Below are 22,695 nucleotides of genomic sequence, written 5' to 3' on the forward strand. Positions count from 1 at the left end.
GCCGCGCCAACCAATCCGCTTGGCGCTGCGGCGGACGCATAGGGGGAGAGAAGTGTCACCTATGTATCCGGTTCAAAGTGTTACCCATCTATCGGCTGGACACCGGCAGGCGGATGAGGGACGGCGCCGGCGTTGGGGTATTTATTTTGATGTTAGCGCTGCCCCTCACCCTTACCCTCTCCCCGTATAGTGACGGGGAGAGGGGGTAGCGAACGGCGGCTCAGCGACGACCTCCGTCACCCCAAAAACGGCTTAGCCTTCATGGTCTCCGGCACCGGCACACCCAGCCGCTTCAGCACCGTCGGCGCCAGTTGCAGCTGATCAAGCAGCGGGTCCGGATCCGGCCCTTTGCCGGCTCCGAAATAATACAGCGCGAAATCCTGCATTTCATCGTCGCGGCCGCCATGATGGCCGCGGTCTGTCTGGCCGTGGTCGGCGGTTACGATCACCTCGTAACCGGCTTGCCGCCAGCCCGGCAGGAAGGCTGCCAGCATGCCGTCCATCGCATAGCAGGCATGGTCCATTTCGTGGCAGTCATGGCCGAAGCGATGGCCCATCGAATCCAGCGTGCAGGTGTGCAGGATCCCGTAGTCGATGGCGTGGCGCCGGGTCAGCTGGGTCAGTGTCGCAAACAGGTCGACATCGCTCGGGGTCATCTGGTTGCGGGCATTATAGCCGGTCATGGTGTGGAAGCGGCCATGCGTGATGGGTCCGTTGGGCTCGTCGAACTCCATGTCCTCGATCAGGTCGAACGGATAGGAGCGGAAGAATTCGGACCAGTAGGAGTGCGTCACCGCGCCGGTCTTGCCGCCGGCCTTGCTGACTTCGGAGAAAATATCCGGCTTGTTGACGAGAAACCGGTTTTCGTTGGACAGGATGCCGTGCTCCTGAGGCGAAACCCCGGTGTGAATCGAAGCATAGCAGCAGGCCGAGGTCGACGGCAGCACCGAGCGCATCTTCCACACCTGCGCCTCGCCCGATTGCACCCAGCCTTCGAGATTGCCCATCAGCCGGCGCCAGTTCCGGTAGGGCACGCCATCGAGAATGATGAGCAGCAGTTTGGTCTTGAGCGCCATGGGCGGCTCCGGAAAGCTTTTGCCGTTGAAGGAAGTTTTCGCGACAAAGGCCGCGAATTCCCTACTAATTCCCCGCGCTCGCCATGCGCCGTCCCTTGATCGCCTTTTCCAGCCAGCCGATCTCCATCTCGGGAACGGAGGACAGCAGCAGGTCGGTATAGGCGTCGAAGGGTGGCGTCAGCACCTTGCTCTTGGCGCCGTAGCGCACCACCTCGCCGCGGTACATCACCGCGATCGAATCGGCGATCGACTTCACCGTCGCCAGATCGTGAGTGATAAAGAGGTAGGCGACCTTCTCGTGCTGCTGCAGGTTGAGCAGCAGCTTGAGAATGCCGTTGGCCACCAGCGGGTCGAGCGCCGATGTCACCTCGTCGCAGATGATCAGCTTGGGCTTGGCGGCGAGCGAGCGGGCGATACAGACGCGCTGTTTCTGGCCTCCGGAGAGTTCGGCCGGATAACGATCGAGAAAGCCCTTGCCCATCTCGATCTCGTCGAGCAGTTCGGCGACGCGCTTGTCGCGCTCGCGGCCGCGTATGCCGAAGTAGAATTCCAGCGGCCGGCCGATGATGGTGCCGACGGTCTGGCGCGGGTTCATCGCCACGTCGGCCATCTGATAGATCATCTGCAACTGGCGCAGATCCTCCTTCGGCCGGTCGGCAAGCCGGTTGGCGAGCGGCCTGCCATCGAAGGTGACGGTGCCTTCCTCGGGCGGCAACAGCCCGGTGATAGCGCGCGCCAGCGTCGACTTGCCAGAGCCGGATTCACCGACGACCGCCAGCGTCTGTCCCGGATAGATGTCGACCGAGACGTTCTTCAGCACCTTGACGTGGCTGCCGCCGTAAGCGGCGGTGACGTTCTTGACCGACAGGAACGGCGCGGCGCCGGGCTTCTGCTCGGCATGCTCGATCTCATGCACCGAGACCAGCGCATTGGTGTATTCCTGGCGCGGCTCCTTGATGATCTGGCGAGTGCCGCCCCATTCGACCAGCCTGCCATGGCGCAGCACCATGATCTCGTCCGAGACCTGGGCGACGACGGCAAGATCGTGGGTAATGTAGAGCGCCGCGACATGGGTGTCGCGGATGGCGTCCTTGATCGCCGCCAGCACGTCGATCTGCGTCGTCACGTCGAGTGCCGTGGTCGGCTCGTCGAAGACGATCAGGTCAGGTTCCGAACACAGCGCCATAGCCGTCATCACGCGCTGCAACTGGCCGCCTGAGACCTGGTGCGGGAAGCGTTCGCCGATGATTTCGGGGTTTGGCAGGCTGAGCTTCTTGAACAACGCCACGGCACGTTTCTCGGCCTCGGCGCGTGTCGCCGTGCCGTGCAGCAGCGTTGCTTCCACCACCTGGTCCATCAGCTTGTGCGCCGGGTTGAAGGCGGCGGCCGCCGACTGCGCGACATAGCAGACCTCGCGGCCGCGCAATTTGCGGAAACCTTCCTTGCCGCCCTTGAGAATATCGCGGCCGTTGAGCAGCACCTCTCCGCCGGTGATGCGCACGCCGCCACGGCCATAGCCCATCGACGACAGGCCGATGGTCGACTTGCCGGCGCCGGACTCGCCGATCAGGCCGAGCACCTTGCCCTTTTCCAGCGTCAGCGAGACATCGTGGACCAGCACGATGTTCTTCGGCACCTCGCCGGGCGGAAACACTGTCGCCTCGATGCGCAGATTGCGGATATCGAGCAGCAGGCCGGGCTTTGCTTTTGTGTCAGCCATCACCCGCGTCCTCCCTTCAGGCTTGTCGTGCGGTTGAGCACCCAATCGGCGACCAGATTGACCGAAATCGCCAGTGCTGCGATCGCCGCGGCGGGGATGAGTGCCGCCCCGATACCGAAGACGATGCCGTCCTTGTTTTCCTTGACCATGCCGCCCCAGTCGGCATCCGGCGGTTGCACGCCGAGGCCGAGAAAGGACAGCGTCGACAAGAACAGCACCGCGTAGATGAAGCGCAGGCCAAGTTCCGAGACCAGCGGCGACAGCGCGTTGGGCAGGATCTCGCGGAAGATGATCCAGCCGCTGCCTTCGCCCCGCAGCTTGGCGGCCTCGACATAATCCATGACGTTGATGTCGACGGCCACCGCGCGCGACAGCCGGTAGACGCGGGTCGAGTCGAGGACGCCCATCACCAAGATCAGCGTCACCAGGTTGGTCGGCAGCACCGAAAGCACGACGAGCGCCATGATCAGGGTCGGGATCGACATCAGCAGATCGACAAGGCGCGACAGCAGCGTGTCGAACCAGCCGCCGAACACCGCCGCCGAAAAGCCGAGGATGGCGCCGAGCGAGAATGACAGCGCGGTGGCCAGCACCGCAATGAACAGCGTGATGCGAGCGCCGTAGATCATGCGCGACAGAAGATCACGGCCGAGATTGTCGGTGCCCAGCCAATGCGCTGCGGACATCGGTTCCCAAGGAACGTCGCTGACAATCTCGGCATTGCCGTGTGGTGCGATCCATGGCGCGAAGACAGCCGCCACGACGAACATCGTCGTCAGTACGATGCCAATCAGCGCGGGAATGGGGATGCGTTTGATATCGAGCATGCCCGCCGCCTATTTCGGATGTCTGAGGCGCGGATTGGCGACAATCGCCCCGATGTCCGCGATGATGTTGAGAGTGATGTAGACAGCGGCAAAGATCAGGCCGACGGCCTGCACCACCGGCACGTCGCGCTTGGTGACATGGTCGACCAGATATTGCCCCATGCCGGGATAGACGAAGATCACCTCGACCACGACGACGCCGACGATGAGGTAGGCGAGGTTGAGCATGACGACATTGATGATCGGCGCGATGGCGTTGGGGAAAGCATGCTTGCGGATGACGTTGAAGGCCGACAGGCCTTTCAGTTCAGCCGTCTCGACATAGGCCGACTGCATGACGTTGAGGATGGCCGCGCGGGTCATGCGCATCATATGCGCCAGCACAACCAGCGTCAGCGCGGCGGCCGGCAACGCGATCGCCTGCATACGCTCGCCGAACGGCATGCCGTCATAGACCGTGGAAATGGCCGGGAACCATTGATACTTCACGGCAAAGAAGTAGACGAGCACATAGCCGATGAAGAATTCCGGGAAGGAGGTCGAGGCGAGCGCCAGGCCGGAGATCAGCTTGTCGACCCAACCGTTGCGGTAACGCACGGCGATCAGGCCGAGGATGATCGCCAGCGGCACGGCCACGACCGCCGCCCAGAAGGCGAGAAACAGCGTGTTCCACAGCCGCCCCTTGATCGAGGTCGCGATATCCTGGCCGCTCGACATCGCCGTGCCGAGGTCGCCGGTGAGTGCACCGCCGAGCCAATGGAAATACCTGATGTAAGCCGGCTGATTGAGGCCGAGCTGCTCGCGCAAATTGGCGAGCGATTCCGGCGTCGCCGACTGTCCGAGAATGGCTTGCGCGACGTCGCCGGGCAGGATCTGGGTGCCGGCGAAGATCAGGACCGAAACGGCCAGCAAGAGGACGATGCCCAGCGCAACGCGCTGGGCTACAAGTTTCACGACGGGTGAGGACATATCCGCAAAGCCGGGCTCAGGCTTCGAGCCAGCACTTCGCCAGCGCGTAGCCGTTCATCAGCTCCTGATGCGGATCGTCGACCCAGCCGCCGACCTTGGCGCCTGTCGCATCGATGAACTGATTGAACATCGGCAGGATCAGGCCGCCCTCGTCGCGCACCAGCACGGCCATGTCGTGGTACATCTGCTTGCGCTTGGTCTCGTCGAGTTCGGCGCGTGCAGCCAGCACCAGCTTGTCGAAGTCCGGACGCTTGAAACGGGTGTCGTTCCAGTCGGCGGTCGACAGATAGGCGGTCGAGTACATCTGGTCCTGGGTCGAGCGGCCGCCCCAATAGGAGGCGCAGAAGGGCTGCTTGTTCCAGACCTCGTTCCAGTAGCCGTCGCCGGGCTCGCGCTTGAGCTCGATCTTGATGCCGGCCTTGGCCGCGCTCTGCTGGAAGAGCTGCGAGGCGTCGACCGCGCCCGGGAAGGCGACGTCGGAGGTGCGCAGCAGCACGGTGCCGTCATGGCCCGACTTCTTGTAGTGGAACTTGGCCTTGTCGGGATCATATTTGCGCTGCTCGATCTCGGAAAACAGCGGATAGGACGAATTGATCGGGAAGTCGTTGCCGAGCGAGCCGTAGCCGCGCAGCACCTTGTTCAGCATCTCCTCACGGTCGATCGCGAGCTTCAGCGCCATGCGCAGGTCGCTGTTGTCGAAGGGCGCGGTGTTGCAATGCATGATGAAGACATAGTGGCCGGGGCCGGCATGGTTGCGGATGGTGACGCCCGGTACACGCTTGATCAGGTCGACGATCTTCGGCTCGACGCGGTTGATCATGTTGACCTGGCCGCCCTGCAGGGCCGCCGTGCGCGCGGTCGCGTCGTTGATGACGATGATCTCGATCTGGTCGGCATGGCCCATCTTGTCGGCCTGCCAGTAATTGGCGAAGCGCTCGCCGCCATGGCGCACGCCGGGCTCGTTGGTGGTGACCTTGTAGGGTCCTGCCGAGATGCCGGCATCCGCCTTGTCCTTGCCGCCGTTGGGCTGGACGATGAGGTGGTAGTCGCTGAGGAGATAGGGAAGGTCGGCGTTGGCCTCCTTCAACGTCAGGACGACTTCCTTGCCACTGGCCTTGATGCTGTCGATGCCCTTCATGTAGCCTAGCGCGCCGGACTTCGACTTTTCATCGGAATGGCGCTCCAGCGTTGCCGCCACATCCTCAGCGGTCACCGTCTTGCCGTTGTGGAATTCGACGCCGTCTCGGATTTTCAGCGTCCACACCTTGGCGTCGTCCGACGAGCCGATCTCTTCGGCGATGCGGTTCTCGAGCTTGCCTTCCGGAGACAGCTCGACGATCAGTTCGCCCCACATCTTGCCAAAGGCGAACGGCACTTGCGTCATGAACAAAGCCGGGTCCAGGCTGTTCGTGGATTCGCCGCCGACGAGGCCGGCCTTCAGCGTGCCGCCCTTGACCGGGCCTTCCGCACGAGCCGCACTGGAAAGCAGCATATTGGCGAAGGGCGCTGTGACGCCGAGTGCGGCGGCGCGGCCGAGGAAATCACGACGGCTCAGCTTGCCGGACGCAACGCGCCGGCTCAGATATTCGAGTTCGTTGGACATTTGAGTTCCTCACTCTGTTGGTTCGACCTTATGGTCGTTTTTTGCTTGTTGTTACCAAAGGGATATTGACCGGAAGGCAAAGCCGTAAGCAAGACGGAATGCGACATGCCGTGGCGTAAATCGTGCGTCGCAACTGGACCAGTCGGGTCGACGCTCAGAGCAGGTCGCGCGGGATCGTCTCTTCGAAATCGCGTTCGAAAACCAGCGTTTCGCCCTCATAGGCTTCGATTCTGGCGCTGACGATGAAGTTTTGCGCATCGCAGCGCATTTCAGCCGACGTCTCGGTGCGAACCGACCATCCGTTTCGCGACAAGGTCTGCGTCCAGTGCGTGCGACCCGAGGCAGACAGCGGCTCGTCGGGGTGGATCGTCCAGCTCTCGCGGGCAATGCTGCCATTGGCCAGTCCATGCGCGAGATCGCGCACTTCTCCGAAATCATCCGTGATCGACAGCGTGACGATGCCGGTCTTCTCATCGCGATCGACGTGACGCTCGGAATTCGCTGCACGAACTGTCGCGGTTGCCCAGGGTGTTGCGCCTTCGGGAGACTGGAACGAGGTCTCGTCGGCTTTTGCGAGCGGGCGCAGCGGCAGCCTCAGCGTCGCCGCTGAAAGGTCTAGCCGCACCGGCTCCGGCGACGGCCAGATCATCGGCCAGTAAGCATTGGAAACCGCGATGCGCAGGCGGTGTCCGGCCGGCACGCGGTAGGCGCACTGGTCGAGAATAACGCGCGCCGAAACCGTTTCGCCCGGCACCAGCGCTTGCGGCTGTTCGTGCGAAGAACGATGCGTCAGGTTGAGCACGCCGTAGGAGATCAGTTCCGAGGCGCCGTCGGGGTGCACGTCGCACAGCCGCACCGCGATGTTCGCCTGCGGGCGATCGGACGACACCCGGATGAGAAGCTCCGGCGCGCCGACGATGTCGAGTGCCTCGGCAAGCACAGGCTGATCGAAGCAGACGGACAGCGCGTCGTCCGGGCGCTGGTCGCCCGGCAGTTCCGGGCCAAAGGTGAAGGGAAAATATTCGCCGCCGGCGAGCCCGCAGCTTTGCGGGGTCGCCACGATCGCCGGCCTGACGCCGTCAGCAATGAGTTCGATCGCCCCGACCTTGATGTTGGGAGACGGCCATTCCTGTTCGGCCACCCAACGGCCCAGCCGCTCCGGGTGCCAGCGCGCGGGGCGCACACTGTCCATGACATAGGCGCGATAGTCCGGGTCGGCCTCGACACCGGTGTCGACGCCTTTCAGCCAGCGGTCCCACCAGCGCAACGCCTCCTGCAGGAAGCCGATGGCGGGTGTTGGCCCGGCATAATGCGGGTATTTGTGGATCCACGGCCCGACAATGCCCTTCACCGGCGCCTGGATGTTGGCGACGAGGTGCGAGATCGTGTTGCGGTAGCCGTCATGCCAGCCGCCGATCGACAGCACGGCGGCTTTGACCGCGGAGAAATCCTCGCAGATCGAACCGCGTTTCCAATAGGCGTCGCGATGCTGATGGCTGAGCCAGAGCGGCAGAAGGAAAGACTGGTTCTCCAGCCGCGTCAGCCAGAGGTCGCGCCAGCGGTTGTCGCCCGCAATCAGCGGATCCGGCGGTCGCGACGAATAGGACAACATGGTCGAGGCCCAGCCGAAATTTTCCGTCAAAAGGCAGCCGCCCTTGTAGTGGATGTCGTCGGCGTAGCGGTCGACGGTCGAGCACAGGCTGATCACCGCCTTCAGCGCCGGCGGCTGCTTGGCCGCCACCTGCAGGCAGTTGAAGCCGCCCCAGGAAATGCCCATCATGCCGACACTGCCGTTGCACCAGGGCTGTGCTGCCGCCCAGGCAATCACATCGCAGGCGTCCTGCAATTCCTGTTCGGAATATTCGTCGTCCATCAGCCCTTCGGAATCGCCATTGCCGCGCATGTCGACGCGGATCGAGGCGTAGCCGTGGCCGGCGAAATAGGGATGCGTCAGCTGATCGCGAAAGATGGTGCCGTCGCGCTTGCGGTAGGGCAGGTGCTCGAGGATCGCCGGCACCGGATCGCTGCTGGCGTCCTCCGGCATCCAAACCCGCGCCGACAGCCGGCAACCATCCGGCATGACGATGCCCATATCGGGGAATTCGACGACCTTGCGGGGAAATTCGGTGATGGTTTTCATGCGATGCTCCAGGATGTCAGTGACGCATGAAGCGGGCATGTCATGAAGTCAAACGGGCGACGGCCGGTGTCGCCGCGACGACGCCACGATATGTAGCCCGATTGTTTTGCCCTGATGTTGCAGGATTATAATTAATGTATTACATTTATTAACTGAACCCAACGTGATGAGGATGGTTTCGCCTGAAAAATCGTTTGGGATGAGCCAAAGCGCGTGACGAACCTGGACAGCCGGGGTCTCGATTTTGCCGAACTCGATATTGAGTTTTTTGCGACTTCAACCGTCCTTCCAGCCAAGGCCGACCGGTTTAAGGCGATTGGCGAATTCGGAGAGATCATCCTGGCCGTGATTTTCAAGCCGCTTGGTTCGGAGGCGATTTCGGTGATCTCGATGCGCCGTGCCAGCCGAAAGGAAAGGTCAGTATATGAACAATCCTAAATCGCGTGTTCGACCGCTTACCGATGCGGAGGAAGTGGAAATTCAAAGACAAATTGTTGATGATCCCGACGATGCGGAGACGACAGACGAACAGTTGGCGCAAGCCAGGCCTTTCGCGGAAGTGTTTCCAGAACTTTTCGAGAGCATAAGGCGTGCTCGTGGCCGGCCAGCCGTGGAGAAGCCTAAGCAAGTCGTGTCCATCCGTCTGGATCAGGATGTCATCAGTAAATTCAAGGCGACCGGCAAGGGCTGGCAGGCCAGGATCAACGAGGTGCTGAAAAACGCGAAGGTAGGCTAGGCAATCCGCGTCAGTTCAGCGGAATGTCGTTTTCGGCCTTGCGCGCCTGATAAGCGCCGGACAGTTCGTCGTAGCGGGCGGAAATATTGCCGATCCTTGCCTCAAGCCGGCCGCGCTCGGCCTCGGGCAGCGCCCGCACCAGCCTGCGAATGGAAAAACTCTTCCAATAAGCGTTCTCGGCATTGTAGCCGCCGGGATCAAGAGTGAAGACCTCTTTCAGGATTTTCAGATCGTGCGGGATCGCAAAGCTGTCGCGTGAATCCTCGTGGCTGAAGAGGTAGTAGAAATTGTCGAAGCCGGTCCAGGTGATCGCCGACAGGCAGAGCGAGCAGGGCTCATGCGTGGCGATGAAGATGGCGTCCTTGGTGTCGACGCGCTCGGCTTTCGGCATTTCATAGAAACGCTTCAGGCAGTGCACCTCGCCATGCCAGAGCGGATTTTCCATCTCGTTGTTGGTTTCGGCCAGCACCAGCGAGCGGTCGCCCTTCCGCAGGATGGCGGCGCCGAACAGCTTGTTCCCATGGGCCACGCCCTCTGCCGTTTTCGGCACGATGTCGTGCTCGATGACATCGAGCAGGCGGTCGATCAGCGATATGTCGGTCATTTCTCAGGTCTCGTTGGGGAGATGGATTTCGTAGGGGTGCGAGAAATGGAACTCTTCGAGGTTGGAGCCGTCACCGCCGCGGTCGACGATGACGAAATCCTGCGCTTCGCCGAGCGGCGTCAGCACGCCGTGCCAGAGATTGCGCGGATAGTTGACGCCTTGCCCGGGTGCGGTGATGAAGGCGTGCGGCTCGCCCGGACCGTCCTTGCCGTCATGGCAGACGACGACCAGGAAAGGCCGCGGCGACAGCGGGATGAACGCCTGGCTGCCCAAGGGATGGCGCTCGACCATGGTCAGCTTCAGCGGCAGGTCGTAAGGCGTGCCGCGCGCCATCGAGATCAGCACGCGGGCATTCGGTCCCGCGGCTTCAGCGGTGGCGAGATTGTGGTAGCGCTCGGTCTTGCCGCCATTGATCGGGTAGTGATTGCCGCCGCCCATGTCGATGACATCGCCGAAGCCGGCAAAGCTTTCGCGCGTCAGCGGCCGCGCTGTGATGCGGGTCACCGCGCGCGACCGCCAATGCCCGCCCCGCCGAGCTTGGCGTGCCGGTTGACGTCCTTGTAAAGGAGATAGCGGAATTTGCCTGGGCCGCCCGCGTAGCAGGCCTGCGGGCAGAAGGCGCGCAGCCACATGAAGTCGCCGGCCTCGACCTCGACCCAGTCCTGGTTGAGGCGGTAGACCGCCTTGCCTTCCAAGACATAGAGCCCGTGCTCCATGACATGCGTCTCGGCAAACGGGATGACGGCGCCAGGCTCGAGCGTAACGATGGTGACATGCATGTCGTGGCGCATGTCGGCTGGATCGACGAAACGGGTCGTCGCCCAGCGACCCTCGGTGCCGGGCATCGGCGTCGGCGCCATTTGCTGGTCACTGCTGAACAGGACTTCCGGCGCGTCGATGCCGTCGACGGCCTCATAGGCCTTCCTGATCCAGTGGAAGCGTACGGCGTCGCGACCTTCGTTGCGCACCGTCCAGCCGCTGTCCGGCGGCAGGAAGGCAAAACCGCCGGCTTGCAGCACGTGCTTCTTGCCGGCCAGCGAAACGGTCAACTCGCCCTCAACCACGAACAGCACGCCCTCGGCGCCGGCGTCCGGCTCGGGCCGGTCGCTGCCGCCGCCGGGCAGGACCTCGACGATGTACTGCGAAAATGTCTCGGCGAAACCCGAAAGCGGCCTGGCGATGATCCAGGCCCTGGTCTCGTCCCAGAACGGCAGGGGGCTGGTGACGATGTCCTGCATCACCCCCTTTGGTATGACCGCATAGGCCTCGGTGAAGACGGCGCGGCCGGTCAAAAGCTCATTTTGGCCGGGATGGCCGCCATGCGGCGCGTAATAGGTTTTCTGGTCAGTCTTGATCATATCCATTGGGTCCTGACCCCTCAGTCATTTCATTAGAGCGGGAGCATGTCTTTCAGGCGGAGCAGCGCAATGCGCTCGACCTGTTTGCAGGCGGTATCGAGTTCGATGCCGCGGCTGTTGCCGATGCGCGCCTCGAACTCGGCGAGGATCTCCTCCTTGGTCTTGCCCCGCACCGCGATGATGAAGGGAAAGCCGAAGGTGGTGACGTAAGCGGCGTTGAGCTTGGAAAACAGCTCGCGCTCCTTGTCGGTCAGCGCGTCTAGGCCGGCGGAAGCCTGCTCGCGTGTGGATTCCGCCGTCAGCCGCCGCGCCTTGGCCAGTTTGCCAGCGAGATCGGGATGGGCGTTGAGGACGCCGATCCGCTCGGTTTCGCTGGCGGCGCGGAAGACGCGGCAGAGCGCATTGTGCAGGCCGCCGGCGCTGTCATGCGCCGGCCCAAGCTCCAGCTCATAGGCACGTTCGGCGACCCAGGGCGAATGTTCGAACACGCCGCCGAAAGTGTCGACGAAGGTCTCGAACGCCATCTTCGACGGCTTGAGCGCCGCCGGCTGGTAGGGGTGGTTCTCCTGCCAGTGCCTGGCGATATCGACGCGCCGTGCCAGCCAGACCTTGTCGTGCGATCTGACATAGTCGACGAAGCGCTTCAGCGCCGCCACCCGCCCGGGACGTCCGACGAGGCGGCAATGCAGGCCGATATTCATCATCCGCGGCCGGCCCGCTTTGCCCTCGGCATAGAGCGTGTCGAAACTGTCCTTCAAATAGGCGAAGAACTGGTCGCCGGAATTGAATCCCTGCGGCGTGGCGAAACGCATGTCGTTGGCATCGAGCGTGTAGGGGATGACTAGTTGCGCGCCGCCGCTGTGCTCGAACCAGTAGGGCAGTTCGTCGTCATAAGTGTCCGACACATAGTCGAAGCCGCCCTCTTCGGCCACCAACCGCACCGTATTGACCGAGGTGCGGCCGGTGTACCAGCCGGTCGGCCGTTGGCCCGTCACCTCGTAGTGCAGCTTGATCGCCGCTTCGAGGTCGCGGCGTTCATCTTCCGGTGCATGATCGCGGTAGTCGATCCATTTCAGCCCGTGCGAGGCCATTTCCCAGCCGGCCTCCTGCATCGCCGCCACCTGGTCGGGCGAGCGGGCCAGTGCTGTGGCGACCCCGTAGCAGGTCACCGGCACTTGCGCCTCGCTGAACAGGCGCAGCAGCCGCCAGAAGCCTGCCCGCGCGCCATATTCGTAGATCGATTCCATGTTCCAGTGGCGCTGGCCGACCCAGGGCGCGGCGCCGACGATTTCCGACAGAAAGGCTTCCGAGGCCTTGTCGCCGTGCAGCACGCAGTTCTCGCCGCCTTCCTCGTAGTTGACGACGAATTGGACGGCCACATGCGCACCGCCCGGCCATTTCGGATCCGGCGGATTGGCTCCGTAGCCGCGCATGTCTCTAGAGTAACGCATTGCCCCTCCCCGCCGGACGCTGCCGGAAGTTATGATCAGGATAGTCGAAAGGGTTGCTCGCGCATTCCCCCGAAATTTTTGAAAGTGTTTTTGTGCCACTCCGCTCGACCGGGACTTATGCATCGCCTTTAATTGGCGCACAATTCACTGCTTTGTTCGGCTGTATCGGAAATGGGAGGCGCCAGTGGCAGAAACGTCGAAAGCCGATGGCGGACGTCTGACGACGCATGTGCTCGACACCGCGACCGGCAAGCCGGCGGCGGGCCTGTCGATCGCGCTTTATCATCTTGAGAGCGACGCGCGGATACATTTGAAGACCGTCGTCACAAATGCCGACGGCCGCTGCGATGCGCCGCTGCTGGCAGGAGCGGAATTCCGCCTTGGCGAATACGAACTGGTGTTCGCCGCCGGTGACTATCTACGCGGCCAGGGCACCAAACTGCCGGAACCGGCCTTCCTCGACAGTGTGCCGATCCGCTTCGGCATGGCGGAATCCGTGCATTATCACGTGCCGTTGCTTATCTCTCCTTATGGCTACTCGACCTACAGGGGGAGCTGACGCATGGCCAAGATCACCATACGCAAAGAGATCCGCTTCATCCTCAATGGCAGGGATGTAGCGCTGTCGTCGGTGGCGCCCGACGCGACCTTGCTCGACTGGCTGCGGCTCGACCGCTCGCTGCGCGGCACCAAGGAAGGCTGCGCCGAGGGCGATTGCGGCGCCTGCACGGTCCTGGTCGGAAAATTGTCCGCCGGCAAGCTGGTTTATGAAAGCGTCAACGCCTGCATCCGTTTCCTCGGTTCGCTCGACGGCACCCATGTCGTCACCGTCGAGCATCTGCGCGGCGCGCCTGGCCAATTGCATCCGGTGCAGCAGGCGATGGTCGATTTCCACGCTTCGCAATGCGGCTTCTGCACGCCGGGCTTCGTCATGTCGCTCTACGGCTTGTGGATGAAGTCGCCGGACCCGTCGAATGCGGCGATCGAGAAGGCCTTGCAAGGCAATCTTTGCCGCTGCACCGGCTATGAGGCAATCATGCGCGCCGCGCGTGCCATCTCCAGCTACGGCAAGGCGGCGAAGGATCCGCTGGCGGCCGAGCGCAAGGCGATCACCGCCAGGCTCGAGGCTATGCATGACGGTGCCCGCGTCGAAATCGGCGCCGGCAAGCAGCGGCTGGTTGTGCCGGCTGACGTCGACGATTTCGCCGCTGTACTGGACAAGGAACCCGGCGCCACTGTTGTCGCCGGCTCGACCGACGTCGGCCTGTGGGTCACCAAGCAGATGCGCGACATCTCACCGGTAGTCTTCATCGGCAATCTCGAGGGGCTGTGCGCGATCTCCGAAGACAATGACGTCATCACCATCGGCGCCGGCGTCACCTACACCGACGCCTTCGCGACACTGGCCAAGCGCATCCCCGCGCTCGGGCCATTGTTCGACCGCATCGGCGGCCAACAGGTACGAAACATGGGCACCATCGGCGGCAACATCGCCAATGGCTCGCCGATCGGCGACACGCCGCCGCCCCTGATCGCGCTTGGTGCGCAACTGACGCTGCGCCGCGGCAAGAAGCGGCGCACCATCGCGCTCGAGGATTTCTTCATCGCCTATGGCAAGCAGGACCGGCAGCCAGGCGAATTCGTCGAGGCCGTGCACGTTCCCGTGCCGGCCAAGGGCACGAAGTTTGCCGTCTACAAGATCACCAAGCGCCGCGACGAGGACATCACCGCAGCCCTTGGCGCCTTTTTCCTCGACTTGGCCAAGGACGGAACCGTGGCCGATATATGCATCGCCTATGGCGGCATGGCGGCCACCCCGAAGCGGGCTTTCGGTGTCGAAAAAGCGCTGCTCGGCAAGCCGTGGACGGAGACGACGGTGGAAGCGGCCATGGCTGAATATGCCGGCGATTTCACCCCGCTGACCGATATGCGGGCATCGGCCGAATACCGGGCGCTGGCGGCCAGGAACCTGCTGCTGCGCTTTTTTGCCGAAACCAGCGGCAGCAAGGCGCCGTTCCAGGTGTCACGCAACGAGGCGGCCTGATGAACAAGCACGCCTCTCCAGATCTCAAGGCGCAGAAGATTTCCGGTGGCGTCGCCGCCGACCAGCGCCACGATTCCGCGCACAAGCATGTCAGCGGCAGCGCGGTCTATATCGACGATATGCCGGAACCGGCGGGCATGCTGCATGGCTGCCTCGGCCTGTCCACGGCGACGCATGCGACGATCAGCAAAATGGATCTGTCGGCGGTGCGCGCGGCGCCGGGCGTCGTCGATGTGCTGACGGCCAAGGACGTTCCGGGCGAAAATGACATTTCGCCGACCGGTCGACACGACGAGCCGGTGCTGGCCGACGACAAGGTGCAGTTTTATGGTCAGCCGATCTTCTGCGTTATTGCCAAGACGCGCGAACAGGCGCGCCGCGCCACCCGGCTGGCCAAGGTCGAATACAGTCCATTGCCTTTCGTCACCGACATTGGCGATCTCGACCCCCGCAAGGACAAGCTGGTCACGCCGCCGCTCACGCTGAAGCGTGGCGATGCCGCTGCCGCGATCAAGGCGGCGCCGCGCCGGCTGAAGGGCAAGATGCGCATCGGCGGCCAGGAGCATTTCTATCTCGAAGGCCATATCGCAGTGGCCATTCCTGGCGAGGACCAGGACGTCACCATCTATTCCTCGACCCAGCATCCGAGCGAAGTCCAGCATATGGTCAGCCATGCGCTGGGCGTGCCGAGCAACGCCATCACAGTGGAAATCCGCCGCATGGGTGGCGGCTTCGGCGGGAAGGAGACGCAAGGCAACCAGTTTGCGGCATTGGCTGCGATCGCCGCCAAGAAACACCATCGCGCGGTCAAGATCCGGCCCGACCGTGACGACGACATGATTGCCACCGGCAAGCGCCATGACTTCCTCGTCGACTACGAAGTAGGTTTCGACGACGCCGGCAACATTCTTGGCGTCGACTTCATGTTCGCGGCGCGTTGCGGCTTTTCATCGGACCTGTCCGGCCCGGTCACCGACCGCGCGCTGTTCCATTGCGACAACACCTATTTCTGGCCGGCGGTGCATGCGCAATCGGCGCCGCTTTACACCAACACCGTGTCGAACACGGCGTTTCGCGGCTTCGGCGGCCCGCAAGGCATGGTCGGCGCCGAACGCGTCATCGACGAGGTTGCCTTTGCCGTCGGCAAGGACCCGCTCGAAATCCGCAAGCAGAATTTTTATGGCACCAGTGGTGATAAAGACGGGGGCCGCAACGTCACCCCGTATCACCAGACGGTCGAGGACAACATCATCCACCGCATCGTCGCCGAGCTGGAGGCGAGCGCCGACTATGCGGGGCGCCGCCGCATCATCCAGGCCTTCAACGCCAACAGCCGCTTCATCAAGCGCGGCCTGGCGCTGACGCCGGTCAAATTCGGCATCTCTTTCACGGCCACCCACTACAACCAGGCCGGCGCGCTGGTGCATGTCTACACCGATGGTTCGGTGCATCTGAATCACGGCGGCACCGAGATGGGGCAAGGCCTCTACGTCAAGGTGGCGCAGGTGGTGGCGGAAGAGTTCCAGATCGACCTCGACCAGGTCAAGATCACCGCGACGACCACCGGCAAGGTGCCCAACACTTCGGCCACCGCGGCGTCGTCCGGCACCGACCTCAACGCCATGGCGGCGCAGAACGGCGCCCGCCAGATCAAGGAACGGCTGACCGACTTCGCCGCCGAAAAATACCAGGTGCCGCGCGAGCAGGTGCTTTTCCTGCCCAACCGGGTGCGCATCGGCAACCAGGAGATCGCCTTCACCGACCTCGTCAAGCAGGCCTATATGGCCCGCATCCAACTGTCGGCGGCGGGTTTTTACAAGACGCCGAAAATCCACTGGAACCGTGACAAGGGCGAGGGCCGTCCGTTCTATTATTTCGCCTATGGCGCCTCGTGCTCGGAAGTCTCGGTCGACACGCTGACCGGCGAATATGTCGTCGAGCGCACCGACATATTACATGAAACCGGCCGCTCGCTGAACCGCGCCATCGATCTCGGCCAGATCGAGGGCGGCTTCATCCAGGGCATGGGCTGGCTGACGACGGAGGAGCTGTGGTGGGACGACAAGGGCCGGCTGCGCACGCATGCGCCGTCGACCTACAAGATCCCGCTCGCGTCCGACCGGCCGAAGATATTCAACGTCACGCTGGCCGACTGGCCGGAGGCCAACGAGCCGACGGTGCACCGTTCCAAGGCGGTCGGCGAACCGCCCTTCCCGCTCGGCATGTCTGTGCTGCATGCGCTGTCGGACGCGGTGGCAAGTGTGGCCGATCATAAGGTCTGTCCGCGTCTCGACGCTCCTGCAACACCAGAACGGGTGCTGATGGCGATTGAACGGCTGAAGGGTGAAGCCAAGAATAGCGCCTGACTCTGACCTGGATTCTGGCAAAACGTGCAATTCAGACTGAAAAACCTATATTTCCCGTACGGGAATGCGAAATATGAACTCGAAAGTGCAAAGCCTCAGAGCTTTTCTCGCCAGCGCCGGCCGGTTTGCCTTGGTCGAAGTGGCCAGTACCAAGGGCTCGACCCCCCGCGAGAAGGGCGCCTTCATGCTCGTCTCGCAGGCGGCGACTTTTGGCACGATCGGCGGCGGTCAGCTCGAGTACATCGCGATCGACAAGGCGAGGCAGATGGTGGGGTCTTCACCCTCCCCCTTGTGGGGAGGGTCGGGGGGGGGGCCCCGCGCGGGGGGGGGGGGGGGGGGGCGGGGGCCCCCCCCCCCCCTGGAGGGGCCCCCCCCCCCCCCGCCCCCGGCCCCCCCCCCCCCCCCGGGGGGGGGGGGGGGCCCCGGCCCCCCCCCCCCCCCCGGGGGGGGGGGGCGCGGACGATCGTGCCAAGCCACCCCGTTTCGCTGACGCCGCCACACGGCGTCCGCTCACCGACCCTCCCCACAAGGGGGAGGGTAAAGAAGCCCGCATCGGCTTCGACGAAGTCTGCGCCACGCTTGACGTGCCGCTAGGCCCCGAGATCGGCCAGTGCTGCGGCGGGCGCGTCGAAGTCTTGATCCGTGTCGTCGATGCCGCGCTTACTGCCGAGCTGATCGCGGCCGCAGAAGCCGAGGAAGCCCACCTGCCGCATGTCTATATCTTCGGCGGCGGCCATGTCGGCCGGGCGCTGGCCTCGACTGTTGCACTTCTTCCCATGCGTGGTGTCGTCATCGAGACGCGGGCCGAAGCGCTGGAAGGCATGCCGGAAACCGTCGAGACGCGGCTGACGCCGATGCCCGAGGCCGAGGTGCGAAACGCCCCCGCCGGCACCGCCTTCGCCATCCTCACCCACGACCATGCGCTGGATTTCCTCATCGTCGCCGAAGCGCTGAAGCGCGACGACGCGGCCTATGTCGGCATGATCGGCTCGAAAACCAAGAGAGCGACGTTCAGGAACTGGTTCCTGAAATCGGCTGAGGGCACGGAGGCTGAGTTCGCCCGCCTCGTCTCCCCGATCGGCGGCGACGCCGTCAGGGACAAGCGCCCGCCGGTGATCGCGGCGCTCGCGGCAGCCGAGATCATGACGGCACTGGTCGTTCACAACACCGCGCCGAATGCCGACCATGAAGTCCAGCACAAGATGATGGCCGGCTAAGCTTCGGCGCGGCTAAGCAGGCCGATTCAGGCCAAGATGCTCGCGCAAGGTGCTGCCCTCATATTCGCGACGGAACAGCCCACGCCGCTGCAGTTCCGGCACCACGAGTTCGCAAAAGGCATCGAGCTCGCCGGGGAAGTATGACGGCATGACGTTGAAGCCGTCCGCGCCGCCGCCCTCGAACCGCGCCTGCAATTCGTCAGCGATCCGCGCCGGCGTGCCGACGATACGCCAATGGCCACGTGCGCCGGCGAAATGGCGCGCGAGCTGGCGGATCGACAGGCCGTCGCGGCGCGATTGTTGGATGACCAGCGCCTGGCGGCTTTTCATGCCCTCGGTCTCCGGCAGTTCGGGCATCGGTCCGTCGATCGGATAGCTCCCGAGATCGGAGATGCTGAGATAGCTGGACAGTAGCGCCACGCCGACATCGTCGGGGATCAGCGCCTGCAATTCCTCCTGTTTCTCCCGCGCTTCGGCCTCGGTGTCTGCCACCACCGGGGAGACGCCGGGCATGATCTTGATGTCGTCGGGTTCCCGCCCACAGCCCGCCATACGGCCCTTGAGGTCGTCGTAAAAGGCCTTGGCTTCCTCGAGGGTCTGCGCCGCCAGGAACACGACGTCGGCGGTGCGGGCGGCAAGGTCGCGGCCGACATCCGAGGCGCCGGCCTGCACCATCACCGGCGCGCCCTGCGGCGAGCGCGGCAGGTCGAGCGAGTCGCGCACCGAAAAGCTCTGGCCGTTGTGACCGTGAAAGCCGCTGCCTTGCCAAAGTCCTGATACCACCTCGGCGAATTCGCGCGCCCGCTCGTAGCGGTCGGCATGCGGTTTCAGGCCCGTCGCGCCGAAATTGGCGGCTTCGATGGGGCTGGCCGACGTCACCAGGTTCCAGCCAGCCCGGCCACCACTCAGATGATCGATCGAGAGAAAGGTGCGCGCCAGCCCATAGGGCTCGTTGTAGCTGGTCGAGGCCGTCGAAACGAGGCCGATGCGGCTGGTCTGGACGGCGAGCGCGGACAGCAGGCTGATCGGCTCGAAGCCGATCGAGCGTGAGGTCTGGCTGGCGATGCCGACATTGGCTTCGCGCAGGCCGGCGGCGTCCTCGCAGAACACCATGTCGAACTTCGCCGCTTCCGCCGTGCGCGCCAGCCGGATGTAATGATCGATGTCGATGCCTGCCGTGACATGCGCCTTGGGGTGACGCCAGGCGGCGATGTGGTGGCCCGTCGCCCACAGGAAGGCGCCAAGCTTCATCTGGCGGGTCATTGCGCTCCTCCGGCAAGTCTGAGATGCGAGCGCAAGGTGGTGCCGGGATAATCCGGGCGGACGAGCCCGCGGCGCTGCAATTCCGGCAGCACGCGGCCGATGAAACCGTCAATCGCCGCAGGCGGTATTGCGATGTTGAACCCGTCGCAGCTTTGCGAACTGAACCATGTTTCGAGCGCGTTGGCAGCGACATCTGCGCCAACGTTCAGCAGCAGCTTGACCGCACCCGGATCGCGTCCGCAGGCCACAACGCGGCGCTTGAGATCGTCATGGCGCGCCTTGGCGTCCTCTGTGGGTCTGTCCAGCAGGACGACATCGGCGGTGCGGGCGGCGATATCCAGGTCGGCCTCGGACAGGCCGGACAGCACCAGCACCGGCGTATCCTGCGGCGAGCGCGCGACGTTCAGCGGCCCGCGCACGGAGAAAAATTCGCCCTTGTGGTCGAGCAAATGCATTTTTTCGGGGTCGTGGAAGCGGCCGCCGGCCTTGTCGAACAGCAGCGCGTCGGCATCCCAGCCCTGCCACAGGCGCTGAACGATGCCGATGTATTCCTGCGTGCGGCGGCGGAACACATCGTCGGAAAATCCATCCGGCCGGCTGAAATTGGCGGCTTCCCCTGGCGCCTGCGCCATGGTGGCGTGCCAGCCGGCGCGGCCATGGCTGATGATGTCGAGCGAAGCAAAACGGCGCGCCAGATTGTACGGCTGGTGAGCCACCGTCGAGGCTGCAGCGACAAGGCCGATCCGACTTGTCACCGTCGCCAGCGCCGCCAGCAAGGTCGTCGCTTCGAAAGAACTCGACCCGGCGCTGTTCGGCGCGGAATCATCGAGGACAATCATGTCCAGCCCCGCCGCTTCCGCTTGCTTGGCAAAGCCGGCCAGGTCGCTGAACCCGAGCGGCTGCCCGGAAGTAATGTTGAGCGAAACGGCAAGATGCATTGTGGCTTGCTGGTCAGTCGGCATGGGACCATCGATCATAGGGCAGCGTATGCGAACCTAAGGTCACCTGCTTGTAAGACAATCCTGGCGACTGGGCCAACAGCCCCTCACTTGCCGGCCAGCAAATCCTTGATCAGCCGCTGGCAACGCTCGGCCATGAAGTCGAGCAACAGCCGCACCTTTGGATCCTGCAGCTTCTTGTGCGGATAGACGGCGGCGAACTGCACCGGCGTTGGCGGCGTGCTGGCCAGGATGACCTGCAGCCGCCGGTCGCGGATGAAGGGTTCGACCTCGAAGCGCGGCTTGTTGATGATGCCGCGGCCCGACAGCGCCCAGCCGGTCAGCACATCGCCATCGTCGGTGTCGTAGGGGCCGTGCACCTCGAATTTCTGCGGGCCGGACGGCGTCTGCAGCGTCCAGACATATTCGCGCGCCCCGGAATAGCGCAGCATCAGGCAGTCGTGCTTCTTGCCGATCAGCTCCTGTGGCTCCACCGGCTCGCCGCGCGCTTCGAGATATTTCGGTGCCGCCACCAGCACGCGTTCACATTCCATGATGCCGCGCATCCGCAGGCTGGAATCCTCGATGATGCCGAGCTTGAAGGCGACGTCGATGCCTTCCTTCATGATGTCGATATTGTGGTCGGAGAGCCTCAGCCGCACCTCGATATCGGGGTATTTGTCGTGGAAATCCGGAATGCCCGACGCCACCAGCCGCCGTCCGAGGCCGAGCGGTGCGGTCACCTTGATGGTGCCGCGCGGTTGGCCGGAAAGCGCCGAAACCGCGGCTTCCGCCTCGGTGATCGCCTCCAGCACCTGCTTGGCGCCGGAGTAGAACACCGTGCCATGCTCCGTCGGCATCAATTGCCGTGTCGTGCGGTTGAACAGCCGCACGCCGAGGTGTTTTTCCAGCTCCTTGATGCGGTTGGAGGCGACCGCCGGCGAAATGCGCATGTCGCGGCCTGCCGCCGAGAGATTACCAAGCTCGACGACGCGGACGAAGACGGCGATGTTGTCGAGATAGGCCATTCGTGGCTCTTTATGTGGCGGCGTACGTGGTCAGCCTAGTATTTTCCATTTTTTTTTGAAAGTCATCGTACACCTCGCCTCTTTTCGTTTGCGCCCCACACCGTAAAGTCAGCCGATCGGCAGGGACGATTTCACATGATGGATTTCGCGATTTTCTGGGACTGGCTGAGTTTCGCCGTGCGCTGGCTGCACGTCGTCACCGGCATCGCCTGGATCGGCTCGTCCTTCTATTTCGTCGCGCTCGACCTTGGGCTGCGTCAGCGCCCCGGCATGCCGGCCGGCGCATTCGGCGAGGAATGGCAGGTGCATGGCGGCGGCTTCTACCACGTCCAGAAATATCTGGTGGCGCCGGCCGAAATGCCGGAACACCTGACCTGGTTCAAATGGGAATCCTACGCCACCTGGCTGTCCGGCTTCGCCATGCTGTGCGTGGTCTACTATGCCGGCGCCGATTTGTTCCTGATCGACCCCAATGTGCTGCCGATGTCGGTGCCGGTCGGCATCCTTTTGTCGATGGCCACCATCGGCGTCGGCTGGGTGGTCTACGATCTGCTCTGCCGGTCGCCGCTCGGCAAAAGCGACACCGGACTGATGCTGGTGCTCTATGGCGTGCTGGTGTTCATCGCTTGGGGGCTGACCCATCTGTTCACCGGCCGCGCCGCCTTTCTGCATCTTGGTGCCATCACCGCCACGATCATGTCGGCCAACGTCTTCATGGTGATCATCCCAAACCAGAAGATCGTCGTCGCTGACCTGATCGCCGGCCGCAAGCCCGACCCGAAATACGGCAAGATCGCCAAGCAGCGCTCGTTGCACAACAATTACCTGACGCTGCCCGTGCTGTTCCTGATGCTGTCGAACCATTATCCGCTGGCGTTTGCGACGCAGTTCAACTGGGTCATCGCCTCGCTGGTGTTCATCATCGGCGTCTTGATCCGGCACTATTTCAACACCGTGCACAAGCGTGCCGGCAACCCGCACTGGACCTGGATGGCGGCTGCGGTGCTGTTCGTCATCATCATGTGGCTGTCTACAGCGCCGAAGATACTGACCGGCGAGCCCAAGGCGTCCGCCGCGGCCGAAGTCTATATCGCCTCGTCGCATTTCCCGGCCGTGCGCGACACCGTGCTTGGCCGCTGCTCGATGTGTCATGCGGCCGAGCCGGTCTATGAGGGCATCTATCACGCCCCGAAGGGCGTGATGCTCGACACCGATGCCGGCATTGCCGAGCATGCGCGTGAAATCTATTTGCAGGCCGGGCGCAGCCACGCCATGCCGCCGGCCAACGTCACCCAGATCAGCGACAAGGAGCGGGCGCTGCTGGTCGCCTGGTTCGAAGGCGCAGGGAAATAAGC

At 63.5% G+C, this 22,695-nt stretch carries 20 protein-coding genes and 1 pseudogene; 8 read left to right on the top strand and 13 right to left on the bottom strand.

From position 1 onward, the window contains the following. Positions 1-236: 236 nt before the first annotated feature. The 6 genes from NKJ76_RS17510 to NKJ76_RS17535 form a co-directional block, all read right to left on the bottom strand. Positions 237-1,076: an alkaline phosphatase family protein gene (locus NKJ76_RS17510; protein WP_023752448.1), complete on the bottom strand. Its 840-nt coding sequence runs from the start codon at positions 1,074-1,076 to the stop codon at positions 237-239. Positions 1,077-1,140: 64 nt separating this feature from the next. Continuing rightward, on the bottom strand, positions 1,141-2,796 hold the full coding sequence (locus tag NKJ76_RS17515; protein ID WP_352535465.1) for an ABC transporter ATP-binding protein: 1,656 nt from the start codon (positions 2,794-2,796) through the stop codon (positions 1,141-1,143). After that, on the bottom strand, positions 2,796-3,623 hold the full coding sequence (locus tag NKJ76_RS17520) for an ABC transporter permease (protein WP_023703637.1): 828 nt from the start codon (positions 3,621-3,623) through the stop codon (positions 2,796-2,798). The genes NKJ76_RS17515 and NKJ76_RS17520 overlap by 1 nt, the downstream gene beginning before the upstream one ends. A gap of 9 nt (positions 3,624-3,632) precedes the next feature. Further along, positions 3,633-4,592, bottom strand: coding sequence for an ABC transporter permease (locus tag NKJ76_RS17525; protein ID WP_023823868.1), 960 nt, complete (start codon positions 4,590-4,592; stop codon positions 3,633-3,635). Between the two features lie 16 nt (positions 4,593-4,608). Continuing rightward, positions 4,609-6,195, bottom strand: a complete 1,587-nt coding sequence (locus NKJ76_RS17530; protein WP_023671387.1) for an ABC transporter substrate-binding protein — start codon at positions 6,193-6,195, stop codon at positions 4,609-4,611. Between the two features lie 154 nt (positions 6,196-6,349). Beyond that, positions 6,350-8,335: a CocE/NonD family hydrolase gene (locus tag NKJ76_RS17535; protein ID WP_023826675.1), complete on the bottom strand. Its 1,986-nt coding sequence runs from the start codon at positions 8,333-8,335 to the stop codon at positions 6,350-6,352. 189 nt (positions 8,336-8,524) lie between these two features. On the opposite strand from NKJ76_RS17535, the gene NKJ76_RS17540 reads away from it, so the two are divergent. Together NKJ76_RS17540 and NKJ76_RS17545 are read left to right on the top strand one after the other, a co-directional pair. Beyond that, complete coding sequence (locus tag NKJ76_RS17540; protein ID WP_031197083.1) at positions 8,525-8,773, top strand: BrnT family toxin; 249 nt, start codon at positions 8,525-8,527, stop codon at positions 8,771-8,773. Further along, positions 8,760-9,071, top strand: coding sequence for a BrnA antitoxin family protein (locus NKJ76_RS17545; protein WP_023671384.1), 312 nt, complete (start codon positions 8,760-8,762; stop codon positions 9,069-9,071). Before NKJ76_RS17540 ends, NKJ76_RS17545 begins: the two co-directional genes overlap by 14 nt. 10 nt (positions 9,072-9,081) lie before the next feature. Here the strand turns inward: NKJ76_RS17545 and NKJ76_RS17550 are convergent, their stop codons facing one another. From NKJ76_RS17550 to puuE, 4 genes are read right to left on the bottom strand one after another with little or no spacing between them, the layout of a single operon-like run. After that, positions 9,082-9,675: a nucleoside deaminase gene (locus NKJ76_RS17550; protein WP_023683488.1), complete on the bottom strand. Its 594-nt coding sequence runs from the start codon at positions 9,673-9,675 to the stop codon at positions 9,082-9,084. Between the two features lie 3 nt (positions 9,676-9,678). Further along, entirely contained in the window at positions 9,679-10,179 is a 501-nt protein-coding gene (locus tag NKJ76_RS17555; RefSeq protein ID WP_023725922.1) for an ureidoglycolate lyase, read from the bottom strand. Continuing rightward, entirely contained in the window at positions 10,176-11,033 is an 858-nt protein-coding gene (locus NKJ76_RS17560) for a bifunctional allantoicase/(S)-ureidoglycine aminohydrolase (protein WP_460221618.1), read from the bottom strand. Before NKJ76_RS17560 ends, NKJ76_RS17555 begins: the two co-directional genes overlap by 4 nt. 32 nt (positions 11,034-11,065) lie before the next feature. Then, positions 11,066-12,484, bottom strand: a complete 1,419-nt coding sequence (puuE, locus tag NKJ76_RS17565) for an allantoinase PuuE (RefSeq protein ID WP_023826674.1) — start codon at positions 12,482-12,484, stop codon at positions 11,066-11,068. 184 nt (positions 12,485-12,668) lie between these two features. On the opposite strand from puuE, the gene uraH reads away from it, so the two are divergent. The 5 genes and pseudogenes from uraH to xdhC all read left to right on the top strand — a co-directional run. Further along, a complete protein-coding gene (gene uraH / locus NKJ76_RS17570) occupies positions 12,669-13,043 on the top strand; it encodes a hydroxyisourate hydrolase (RefSeq protein WP_023694734.1) in 375 nt (124 codons plus the stop codon). 3 nt (positions 13,044-13,046) lie between these two features. Then, a complete protein-coding gene (xdhA, locus tag NKJ76_RS17575; protein WP_352537980.1) occupies positions 13,047-14,528 on the top strand; it encodes a xanthine dehydrogenase small subunit in 1,482 nt (493 codons plus the stop codon). Further along, complete coding sequence (gene xdhB, locus NKJ76_RS17580) at positions 14,528-16,894, top strand: xanthine dehydrogenase molybdopterin binding subunit (RefSeq protein ID WP_352537981.1); 2,367 nt, start codon at positions 14,528-14,530, stop codon at positions 16,892-16,894. Before xdhA ends, xdhB begins: the two co-directional genes overlap by 1 nt. A 73-nt stretch (positions 16,895-16,967) precedes the next feature. Further along, on the top strand, positions 16,968-17,384 hold the full coding sequence (locus NKJ76_RS32410; protein WP_502902317.1) for an XdhC family protein: 417 nt from the start codon (positions 16,968-16,970) through the stop codon (positions 17,382-17,384). A gap of 46 nt (positions 17,385-17,430) precedes the next feature. Then, positions 17,431-18,111: pseudogene (gene xdhC, locus NKJ76_RS17590) on the top strand (xanthine dehydrogenase accessory protein XdhC); the annotation flags it as partial. Between the two features lie 12 nt (positions 18,112-18,123). Here xdhC and NKJ76_RS17595 read toward each other — a convergent pair. From NKJ76_RS17595 to NKJ76_RS17605, 3 genes are all read right to left on the bottom strand, one after another. Next, entirely contained in the window at positions 18,124-19,374 is a 1,251-nt protein-coding gene (locus NKJ76_RS17595) for an LLM class flavin-dependent oxidoreductase (protein ID WP_352537982.1), read from the bottom strand. Beyond that, positions 19,371-20,312, bottom strand: coding sequence for an LLM class flavin-dependent oxidoreductase (locus tag NKJ76_RS17600; protein WP_352537983.1), 942 nt, complete (start codon positions 20,310-20,312; stop codon positions 19,371-19,373). Before NKJ76_RS17600 ends, NKJ76_RS17595 begins: the two co-directional genes overlap by 4 nt. Before the next feature lie 107 nt (positions 20,313-20,419). Then, positions 20,420-21,340: a LysR family transcriptional regulator gene (locus NKJ76_RS17605; RefSeq protein ID WP_023671373.1), complete on the bottom strand. Its 921-nt coding sequence runs from the start codon at positions 21,338-21,340 to the stop codon at positions 20,420-20,422. 135 nt (positions 21,341-21,475) lie between these two features. Here NKJ76_RS17605 and NKJ76_RS17610 point away from each other — a divergent pair, with 135 nt between their 5' ends. Further along, positions 21,476-22,693 carry a urate hydroxylase PuuD gene (locus NKJ76_RS17610; RefSeq protein ID WP_352537984.1) on the top strand — a complete coding sequence of 406 codons (1,218 nt, stop codon included), beginning with the start codon at positions 21,476-21,478 and terminating at the stop codon, positions 22,691-22,693. The last annotated feature ends 2 nt before the right edge of the window (positions 22,694-22,695 follow it).

The organism is Mesorhizobium sp. M0029, assembly GCF_040323735.1.
In the GTDB taxonomy this organism is placed as follows: domain Bacteria; phylum Pseudomonadota; class Alphaproteobacteria; order Rhizobiales; family Rhizobiaceae; genus Mesorhizobium.